The sequence below is a fragment of the Escherichia sp. KTE172 genome, assembly GCF_000408845.1.
In the GTDB taxonomy this organism is placed as follows: domain Bacteria; phylum Pseudomonadota; class Gammaproteobacteria; order Enterobacterales; family Enterobacteriaceae; genus Escherichia; species Escherichia coli.
In genome coordinates, this window is sequence record NZ_KE137316.1 from 312,750 (window position 1) to 322,388 (window position 9,639).

Genomic DNA, 9,639 nt, shown 5'->3' on the forward strand with positions numbered 1-9,639 from the left:
CTTATTGAATCTGCATGATATTGTTGGCCGGGTAAGGCGTCACGCCGCATCCGGCAATAAATGACTCAACGTTGTCCCGCTTCTGGTTTGCGCGATTTTTGCCAGTAAAAATGCTCGCGCAAACCTTCCGCCGACTCTTCCGCCACAGCACGCAATTCATCGCTGTCCGCTTCATGACGCAGCTGATGATCCACATTCTTTACCCACACAAATTCATGTCCTTTGTGCCCTGCCATGAGTTGTCCTGAGAACAGCGCACACGTTAATAAGACAACCGATAACGCCTTCGTAAACATCCTGCCACCTTTTTCTTACCTTTTGCCGCTATGATGCCGATCGTTTCTTGAGGTTATTATTCAGTTTTGCAAATTAGCGCAAAGAAATTATGGAATCTTCCTTCCTGATTTTGCATTGCATTCTGCCGTTGCGGCGATTTAGTGCTATTTTCGAGCAAATTACACACATAGGTAAACACTAATGTTTACTTTGTTGATATACTCAGCGGCAGGGAGGCGATGTGAAACAAAGCGAGTTCAGACGTTGGCTCGAATCTCAGGGCGTCGATGTGGCGAATGGCAGCAACCATTTGAAACTCAGGTTTCAAGGGCGACGCAGTGTCATGCCGCGTCACCCCAGTGATGAGATAAAAGAACCATTGCGTAAAGCAATCCTGAAGCAACTCGGTTTGAGTTAATCGCCAATTAAAAAGGTTAATGACATGCGAGAGACAGTCGAAATTATGCGTTATCCCGTCACTCTTACACCCGCGCCGGAAGGCGGTTATATGGTTTCTTTTGTGGATATCCCTGAAGCGTTGACCCAGGGCGAAACAGTTGCTGAAGCGATGGAAGCGGCAAAAGATGCTTTACTGACCGCATTTGATTTTTATTTTGAAGATAATGAGCTAATCCCGTTGCCTTCGCCATTAACTAACAACGATCACTTTATTGAAGTGCCTTTAAGTATCGCCTCTAAAGTATTGCTGTTAAATGCTTTTTTACAGTCAGAAATCACTCAGCAAGAGTTAGCCAGACGAATTGGCAAACCTAAACAGGAGATTACTCGCCTATTTAATTTGCACCATGCGACAAAAATCGACGCCGTCCAGCTCGCGGCAAAGGCGCTTGGCAAAGAGTTATCGCTGGTGATGGTTTAATTACAGTTAACGAAAAGTTGTCATTTTTAACAACTGATATAGACTGCCGAATCATCTGCACATAATTACGATTCGATAATGAAAAAATACCAGCAGCTTGCAGAACAATTACGCGAGCAGATTGCGTCGGGTATCTGGCAACCTGGCGATCGTTTGCCTTCGTTGCGTGACCAGGTGGCGCTTTCTGGCATGAGCTTTATGACTGTCAGCCATGCCTATCAGTTGCTCGAAAGTCAGGGATATATTATCGCGCGACCGCAGTCGGGTTATTACGTTGCGCCACAGGCAATAAAAATGCCGAAAGCGCCAGTCATTCCAGTCACACGAGATGAAGCAGTCGATATCAACACCTATATTTTTGATATGTTGCAGGCCAGTCGCGATCCGTCGGTAGTTCCGTTTGCCTCGGCCTTTCCCGACCCGCGACTTTTCCCCCTCCAACAACTAAACCGCTCGCTGGCGCAGGTAAGCAAAACCGCCACGGCGATGAGCGTGATTGAAAACTTACCGCCAGGAAACGCAGAACTGCGTCAGGCTATTGCTCGTCGCTATGCCTTACAGGGCATCACTATTTCTCCTGATGAAATTGTCATTACCGCCGGGGCGTTAGAGGCATTAAACCTCAGTTTACAAGCGGTCACTGAACCGGGCGATTGGGTGATAGTTGAGAATCCTTGTTTCTACGGCGCGTTGCAGGCGCTGGAGCGGTTACGGCTGAAGGCGTTATCGGTGGCGACGGACGTTAAAGAAGGGATTGATCTCAAGGCGCTGGAACTGGCGTTGCAGGAGTATCCGGTGAAAGCGTGCTGGCTGATGACTAATAGCCAGAATCCACTCGGATTTACCTTAACGCCGCAGAAAAAAGCGCGGCTGGTAGCGTTGCTCAATCAGTACAACGTAACGCTGATTGAAGATGACGTTTACAGCGAACTTTATTTTGGACGGGAAAAACCGCTGCCTGCGAAAGCGTGGGATCACCACGATGGTGTTTTGCATTGCTCTTCGTTTTCGAAATGTCTGGTGCCTGGTTTTCGTATTGGTTGGGTCGCCGCCGGAAAACATGCACGTAAAATTCAACGCTTGCAGTTGATGAGTACGCTTTCCACCAGCTCACCGATGCAGCTTGCGCTGGTGGATTACCTTTCCACGCGCCGATACGACGCCCATCTTCGTCGCTTGCGTCGCCAGCTTGCGGAGCGTAAACAACGTGCCTGGCAGGCACTGCTGCGTTATCTGCCTGCGGAAGTGAAAATTCATCATAATGACAGCGGTTATTTTCTCTGGCTGGAACTCCCCGCGCCGTTAGATGCGGGCGAATTAAGCCTGGCGGCACTGACGCATCATATCAGTATTGCGCCGGGTAAAATGTTTTCTACCGGTGAAAACTGGTCACGTTTTTTCCGTTTTAATACCGCGTGGCAGTGGGGAGAACGTGAAGAACAGGCGGTTAAACAATTAGGCAAACTTATTCAAGAACGGCTGTAATAGCGTTTAATTAAATTCCTCTCAGGTTGGGTAATATGAATTTCGAATAGCAGTCATATTTCCTAACTCCTTGTCTATACTCCAGAAGATAACCTTACAGACGGCATAATGCGCGGTAGCTCACAACCTGATTAAATTTTCTCAGGGGCGAAGGTGTGCCTGCTAGCCGCCGTCTATGGTTAAACAAGGAGATATTTTTACGGCACGGCGGCTGAACAATTAATTACGACAGGAGTAAGACTTTATGAGCAAGACATTTGCCCGCAGCAGCCTGTGTGCGCTCACCATGACAATAATGACCGCTCACGCCGCCGAACCACCTACCAATTTAGATAAACCGGAAGGGCGACTGGATATTATCGCCTGGCCGGGATACATCGAACGCGGACAAACTGATAAACAATACGACTGGGTAACGCAATTCGAAAAAGAGACAGGCTGCGCGGTGAATGTTAAAACCGCCGCGACTTCCGATGAAATGGTCAGTCTGATGGCCAAAGGGGGTTACGATCTGGTTACGGCATCCGGCGATGCCTCGCTGCGCCTGATTATGGGCAAACGCGTGCAGCCGATTAATACCGCCTTGATTCCCAACTGGAAAGCGCTCGATCCGCGCGTGGTTAAAGGCGACTGGTTTAACGTTGGCGGCAAAGTTTACGGCACACCTTACCAATGGGGGCCGAACCTGCTGATGTACAACACTAAAACCTTCCCGACGCCGCCGGATAGCTGGCAAGTGGTTTTTGTTGAGCAGAATCTGCCGGACGGCAAGAGCAATAAAGGCCGCGTTCAGGCTTATGATGGCCCTATCTACATTGCGGACGCTGCGTTGTTCGTTAAAGCCACTCAGCCGCAGTTGGGCATCAGCGATCCGTATCAACTCACCGAAGAACAGTATCAGGCGGTGTTGAAAGTGCTGCGCGATCAACATAGTTTGATCCATCGCTACTGGCATGACACTACCGTGCAAATGAGCGATTTCAAAAACGAGGGTGTGGTTGCTTCCAGTGCCTGGCCCTATCAGGCCAACGCCCTGAAAGCCGAAGGCCAGCCTGTCGCGACCGTATTCCCGAAAGAGGGCGTTACCGGTTGGGCTGACACCACCATGCTACATAGTGAAGCGAAACATCCGGTTTGCGCCTACAAATGGATGAACTGGTCATTAACGCCAAAAGTGCAGGGCGATGTGGCGGCCTGGTTTGGCTCGTTACCGGTAGTGCCGGAAGGGTGTAAAGCCAGTCCGTTATTAGGCGAAAAAGGTTGTGAAACCAACGGTTTTAACTATTTCGATAAAATCGCCTTCTGGAAAACGCCTATAGCAGAAGGGGGCAAGTTTGTTCCCTACAGTCGCTGGACGCAGGATTACATTGCCATTATGGGCGGTCGCTAACTTCGCTGGGGTGCTTTATGACGTACGCAGTGGAGTTTGACAACGTCTCGCGGTTGTACGGTGACGTGCGCGCAGTAGATGGCGTCAGTATTGCGATAAAAGATGGTGAGTTCTTCTCTATGCTGGGGCCGTCCGGCTCCGGCAAAACTACCTGCCTGCGCCTGATTGCTGGCTTCGAACAGCTTTCTGGCGGGGCTATCTCTATCTTTGGTAAACCCGCCAGCAATCTGCCACCGTGGGAGCGGGACGTGAATACTGTCTTCCAGGACTACGCGCTATTTCCGCATATGTCGATTCTTGACAATGTCGCCTATGGGCTGATGGTCAAAGGCGTGAATAAAAAGCAGCGGCACGCAATGGCGCAAGAGGCGCTGGAGAAAGTGGCGTTGGGGTTTGTACAGCAACGTAAACCGTCACAACTTTCTGGTGGTCAGCGCCAGCGGGTTGCTATCGCCAGAGCATTGGTGAATGAACCGCGCGTATTGCTGTTGGATGAACCGCTCGGCGCACTGGATCTCAAATTGCGTGAGCAGATGCAGCTGGAACTGAAAAAACTGCAACAATCTCTCGGTATCACTTTTATCTTCGTTACCCACGATCAGGGCGAAGCGTTATCGATGTCCGATCGTGTGGCGGTTTTCAATAATGGACGCATTGAGCAGGTCGATTCCCCGCGCGATCTCTATATGCGCCCGCGCACGCCGTTTGTTGCCGGGTTCGTTGGTACATCGAATGTTTTTGATGGACTGATGGCAGAGAAACTTTGTGGCATGACGGGAAGCTTCGCCCTGCGACCGGAACATATCCGCCTCAACACCCCTGGTGAACTGCAGGCCAATGGCACGATCCAGGCGGTGCAATATCAGGGCGCGGCAACTCGTTTTGAACTGAGACTGAACGGCGGTGAAAAACTGCTTGTGAGTCAGGCCAATATGACAGGCGAAGAACTGCCTGCCACGCTCACGCCCGGACAACAAGTGATGGTTTCCTGGTCGCGTGATGTGATGGTGCCGCTGGTTGAGGAGAGGTGAATGGCGATGAACGTATTGCAATCACCTTCACGTCCAGGAGTTGGAAAGATATCCGGCTTTTTCTGGCGAAAACCAGGACTGGGGCTGTTTTTGTTGCTGCTTGGCCCGCTAATGTGGTTTGGCATTGTCTATTTCGGCTCGCTGCTAACGCTGTTATGGCAGGGCTTTTATACTTTTGACGATTTCACCATGTCGGTAACGCCGGAACTGACGCTGGCGAATATCCGTGCGCTGTTTAATCCGGCGAATTACGACATCATTCTCCGCACGCTGATTATGGCTGTGGCAGTCACTATCGCCAGCGCCATTCTGGCTTTTCCAATGGCGTGGTATATGGCGCGCTATACCAGCGGGAAAATGAAAGCGTTTTTTTATATCGCGGTAATGTTGCCGATGTGGGCGAGCTACATTGTTAAAGCCTATGCCTGGACGTTATTGCTGGCGAAAGATGGTGTGGCGCAGTGGTTTTTACAACATCTGGGGCTGGAACCACTGCTGACAGCGTTCCTTACATTACCAGCGGTGGGCGGTAACACGCTGTCAACTTCCGGGCTGGGGCGCTTTCTGGTGTTTCTCTATATCTGGCTGCCGTTCATGATCCTGCCCGTGCAGGCGGCGCTTGAGCGTTTGCCGCCGTCATTGTTGCAGGCGTCGGCTGATCTTGGCGCACGTCCACGGCAAACCTTTCGCTATGTGGTACTGCCGCTGGCAATCCCGGGTATTGCCGCTGGCTCTATCTTTACCTTTTCACTCACACTGGGCGATTTTATCGTCCCGCAGCTGGTTGGCCCTCCAGGATATTTTATCGGCAATATGGTTTATTCCCAGCAGGGAGCGATTGGCAATATGCCGATGGCGGCGGCATTCACCCTGGTGCCGATTGTTCTCATCGCACTGTACCTGGCGTTCGTGAAACGTCTGGGAGCGTTCGATGCACTCTGAACGCGCACCGTTTTTCCTCAAACTGGCGGCCTGGGGCGGCGTGGTTTTCCTACATTTTCCCATTCTGATTATCGCCGCCTATGCGTTTAACACTGAAGATGCGGCGTTTAGTTTTCCACCGCAAGGCCTGACGCTGCGCTGGTTTAGCGTGGCAGCACAGCGCAGTGATATTCTTGAGGCTGTGACACTGTCACTTAAAGTGGCGGTGCTGGCGACATTAATTGCGCTGGTGTTAGGGACGCTGGCCGCTGCCGCGCTGTGGCGACGAGACTTTTTCGGCAAAAACGCCATTTCGCTGTTACTGCTGCTGCCCATTGCGCTGCCGGGTATTGTCACTGGTCTGGCGCTATTAACCGCCTTTAAAACCATCGATCTGGAGCCGGGATTTTTCACCATCGTGGTCGGTCATGCGACTTTTTGCGTAGTGGTGGTGTTTAACAATGTCATCGCCCGTTTTCGCCGCACCTCGTGCAGTCTGGTTGAGGCGTCAATGGATCTTGGGGCCAATGGCTGGCAAACCTTCCGCTACGTAGTGTTGCCGAATCTCAGTTCGGCGCTACTGGCAGGAGGAATGCTGGCGTTTGCCTTGTCGTTCGATGAAATCATCGTGACGACCTTTACGGCAGGTCATGAACGAACGTTACCGTTGTGGTTGCTCAATCAGCTTGGGCGACCGCGTGATGTACCGGTAACCAACGTGGTGGCACTGCTGGTTATGTTGGTAACAACCTTGCCGATCCTGGGAGCCTGGTGGCTAACCCGCGAAGGCGACAATGGTCAATAACCACTGATACAGGAATATGCTATGCAACATAAGTTACTGATTAACGGAGAACTGGTTAGCGGCGAAGGGGAGAAACAGCCTGTCTATAATCCGGCAACGGGGGAAGTTTTACTGGAGATTGCCGAGGCATCTGCAGAGCAGGTCGATGCCGCTGTTCGTGCAGCAGATGCAGCATTTGCCGAATGGGGGCAAACCACGCCGAAAGCGCGTGCGGAATGCCTGCTGAAACTGGCGGATGTAATCGAAGAAAATGGTCAAGTTTTTGCCGAACTGGAGTCCCGTAACTGTGGCAAACCGCTGCATAGTGCGTTCAATGATGAAATTCCGGCGATTGTCGATGTCTTTCGCTTTTTCGCCGGAGCAGCTCGCTGCCTGAATGGTCTGGCGGCAGGTGAATATCTTGAAGGTCATACTTCGATGATCCGTCGCGATCCGTTGGGGGTCGTGGCTTCGATCGCACCGTGGAATTATCCGCTGATGATGGCTGCGTGGAAACTGGCTCCGGCGCTGGCGGCAGGGAATTGCGTAGTGCTCAAACCATCAGAAATTACCCCGCTGACAGCGTTGAAGTTGGCAGAGCTGGCGAAAGATATCTTCCCAGCTGGCGTGATTAACGTGCTGTTTGGCAGAGGCAAAACGGTGGGCGATCCGCTGACCGGACATCCCAAAGTACGGATGGTGTCACTGACGGGCTCTATCGCCACTGGGGAACACATCATCAGCCATACCGCGCCGTCCATAAAGCTTACTCATATGGAACTTGGAGGCAAAGCGCCAGTGATAGTTTTTGATGATGCGGATATTGAAGCGGTGGTCGAAGGTGTACGTACTTTTGGCTATTACAATGCCGGACAGGATTGTACTGCGGCTTGTCGGATCTACGCGCAAAAAGGTATTTACGATACGCTGGTGGAAAAACTCGGTGCTGCAGTGGCAACGTTAAAATCTGGTGCGCCGGATGACGAGTCTACGGAGCTTGGACCTTTAAGCTCACTGGCGCATCTCGATCGCGTCAGCAAAGCAGTAGAAGAGGCGAAAGCGACAGGGCACATCAAAGTGATCACTGGCGGTGAAAAGCGCAAGGGTAATGGCTATTACTATGCGCCGACGCTACTGGCTGGCGCATTACAGGACGATGCCATCGTGCAAAAAGAGGTATTTGGTCCGGTAGTGAGTGTTACGCTCTTTGACAATGAAGAACAGGTGGTAAACTGGGCAAATGACAGCCAGTACGGACTTGCATCCTCGGTATGGACGAAAGATGTGGGCAGGGCGCATCGCGTCAGCGCACGGCTACAATATGGTTGTACCTGGGTCAATACCCATTTCATGCTGGTAAGTGAAATGCCGCACGGTGGGCAGAAACTTTCTGGTTACGGCAAGGATATGTCACTTTATGGGCTGGAGGATTACACCGTCGTCCGCCACGTCATGGTTAAACATTAAGTTAAATGTTAGTGGCTGTTATAGGGCGGCCACTATCGTTTTAGGTTCTGAGTGTAATGGTGATTAAGTATCAGAATGATTACATTAATAACTAGCGGAAAAATTAGGCAGTTATTATGATCTAAATGTATGTTGGTGATTTTTCATCCTGTCATAGTTGATTCGCATAAGGCTTTAGAGTATCGTTATTAACCTAATAATTTATAAGTAGAAGTATTAACAATGAAAGTTCAATTGTATAAATTCACGGAAGATAAAAATAAAACCCTTACCTTCAGGTGGACGAAAAAACACTTTGAGTTTTGTATGGATAATAAAATCTTTTTAAATCATAAGGGGAAGAAGTCGTATAAAGAAAGAAATTTATTTCTTTTCTCAAAAGGTGACAAGATAACAATTGAAGATAATGTTATTGCTGAAGAATATTCAACAATGCCTGTAAAAAATTTCTCCAGTGTCGGCGCTTTTTCATTCCCGACCTGTCATTTTACAGGGAATATACATATAGGTCGATTTTGTAGTATTGCATCAAATGTAAAAATAATGGGAGGAAATCATCCTTTGAATCGTTTTACTACTCACATGATGACTTATAACGGTGAATTTGATAAGTTTGCTAAGAGTGAGTTTGAACGTAGCTGGACATTGAAACCATTCATTACCAAACCTGAAAATCCGATTATAGGAAATGATGTCTGGATAGGAAATGATGTTGTACTGAAAGGTGGCATCGCAATAGGTGATGGTGCTGTTATTGCTGCCAATTCCGTTGTTACCAAAGATGTGCCCCCATATGCCATAGTTGCAGGAGTTCCTGCAAAAATAATCAGATTTAGATTTGATTCAAATGTTATTGATGAATTGTTGAGAATAAAGTGGTGGAATTATAATTACTCAGATCTTCCGGATAATAACAAATGTGATGATATAAATTATTTTGTTGAAGAGATGAATCGATTGATATCAAATGGAAATATTCAAGAGATGGACTATAAAAAATTCAATCTTTCTGAGATATTTAGAGACCTATAATTATCTGTTCTGCATGATAAATGGGCAAGATAACCAGTTCGGGGTTTGCAATTTCAATGGGACAGCGTCATCAAGGAGGTTGCAATCATCCTGCCATGCATATACTTTACGCCATCTTTTTATATTTACTTTATTCCCTGAAAGTATAAAGCATTTATAGACTCCCGCGCGTCTAAAGTATTGATGATAGAAAAATGTGAAAACAAGGTTCCCTTTGAATCAGTAAGCTGTCTGTATAGACGACAGGAGGGGGATGTTTTCTACTTATTTCAATGTAGGGTGATGCTGCCAACTTACTGATTTAGTGTATGATGGTGTTTTTGAGGTGCTCCAGTGGCTTCTGTTTCTATCAGCTGTCCCTCCTGTTCAGCTA

General features: G+C 49.0%; 10 protein-coding genes. 9 read left to right on the forward strand and 1 reads right to left on the reverse strand.

Annotated elements, in window-relative coordinates; translation table 11 throughout:
• Positions 1–65 precede the first annotated feature (65 nt).
• On the reverse strand, positions 66–296 hold the full coding sequence (locus G434_RS22090) for a YncJ family protein (protein ID WP_000494244.1): 231 nt from the start codon (positions 294–296) through the stop codon (positions 66–68).
• Between the two features lie 221 nt (positions 297–517).
• Between G434_RS22090 and hicA the strand changes: the two genes are divergently transcribed.
• From hicA to G434_RS22045, 9 genes are all read left to right on the forward strand, one after another.
• Positions 518–694, forward strand: coding sequence for a type II toxin-antitoxin system mRNA interferase toxin HicA (gene hicA / locus G434_RS22085; RefSeq protein WP_000813797.1), 177 nt, complete (start codon positions 518–520; stop codon positions 692–694).
• Between the two features lie 45 nt (positions 695–739).
• Positions 740–1,156 carry a type II toxin-antitoxin system antitoxin HicB gene (hicB, locus tag G434_RS22080; RefSeq protein WP_076611057.1) on the forward strand — a complete coding sequence of 139 codons (417 nt, stop codon included), beginning with the start codon at positions 740–742 and terminating at the stop codon, positions 1,154–1,156.
• A 78-nt stretch (positions 1,157–1,234) separates the two neighbouring features.
• Positions 1,235–2,641, forward strand: coding sequence for an aminotransferase-like domain-containing protein (locus G434_RS22075; RefSeq protein WP_000760613.1), 1,407 nt, complete (start codon positions 1,235–1,237; stop codon positions 2,639–2,641).
• A 244-nt stretch (positions 2,642–2,885) separates the two neighbouring features.
• Entirely contained in the window at positions 2,886–4,031 is a 1,146-nt protein-coding gene (gene ydcS / locus G434_RS22070; protein WP_000047447.1) for a putative ABC transporter substrate-binding protein YdcS, read from the forward strand.
• A 17-nt stretch (positions 4,032–4,048) separates the two neighbouring features.
• Positions 4,049–5,062 (forward strand): ABC transporter ATP-binding protein, encoded by a 1,014-nt coding sequence (locus tag G434_RS22065; RefSeq protein WP_000220413.1) that lies wholly within the window; start codon positions 4,049–4,051, stop codon positions 5,060–5,062.
• Positions 5,063–6,004, forward strand: a complete 942-nt coding sequence (locus G434_RS22060; RefSeq protein ID WP_001251335.1) for an ABC transporter permease — start codon at positions 5,063–5,065, stop codon at positions 6,002–6,004.
• Complete coding sequence (locus G434_RS22055) at positions 5,994–6,788, forward strand: ABC transporter permease (RefSeq protein ID WP_000555479.1); 795 nt, start codon at positions 5,994–5,996, stop codon at positions 6,786–6,788. Before G434_RS22060 ends, G434_RS22055 begins: the two co-directional genes overlap by 11 nt.
• 21 nt (positions 6,789–6,809) lie before the next feature.
• The gene (patD, locus tag G434_RS22050; protein ID WP_001163915.1) at positions 6,810–8,234 is read left to right on the forward strand and encodes an aminobutyraldehyde dehydrogenase; all 1,425 of its coding nucleotides are present in this window, start codon (positions 6,810–6,812) and stop codon (positions 8,232–8,234) included.
• A gap of 222 nt (positions 8,235–8,456) precedes the next feature.
• Positions 8,457–9,266 carry a CatB-related O-acetyltransferase gene (locus G434_RS22045; RefSeq protein ID WP_000867994.1) on the forward strand — a complete coding sequence of 270 codons (810 nt, stop codon included), beginning with the start codon at positions 8,457–8,459 and terminating at the stop codon, positions 9,264–9,266.
• Positions 9,267–9,639: the final 373 nt, after the last annotated feature.

What these genes read in the sequence shown, in the direction of transcription:
- G434_RS22065 (WP_000220413.1), top strand. Translation starts at nt 4,049, where the DNA reads ATGACGTACGCAGTGGAGTTTGACAACGTCTCGCGGTTGTACGGTGAC.
- G434_RS22075 (WP_000760613.1), top strand. Translation starts at nt 1,235, where the DNA reads ATGAAAAAATACCAGCAGCTTGCAGAACAATTACGCGAGCAGATTGCG.
- ydcS (WP_000047447.1), top strand. Translation starts at nt 2,886, where the DNA reads ATGAGCAAGACATTTGCCCGCAGCAGCCTGTGTGCGCTCACCATGACA.
- hicB (WP_076611057.1), top strand. Translation starts at nt 740, where the DNA reads ATGCGTTATCCCGTCACTCTTACACCCGCGCCGGAAGGCGGTTATATG.
- G434_RS22090 (WP_000494244.1), bottom strand. Translation starts at nt 296, where the DNA reads ATGTTTACGAAGGCGTTATCGGTTGTCTTATTAACGTGTGCGCTGTTC.
- G434_RS22055 (WP_000555479.1), top strand. Translation starts at nt 5,994, where the DNA reads ATGCACTCTGAACGCGCACCGTTTTTCCTCAAACTGGCGGCCTGGGGC.
- G434_RS22045 (WP_000867994.1), top strand. Translation starts at nt 8,457, where the DNA reads ATGAAAGTTCAATTGTATAAATTCACGGAAGATAAAAATAAAACCCTT.
- patD (WP_001163915.1), top strand. Translation starts at nt 6,810, where the DNA reads ATGCAACATAAGTTACTGATTAACGGAGAACTGGTTAGCGGCGAAGGG.
- G434_RS22060 (WP_001251335.1), top strand. Translation starts at nt 5,063, where the DNA reads ATGGCGATGAACGTATTGCAATCACCTTCACGTCCAGGAGTTGGAAAG.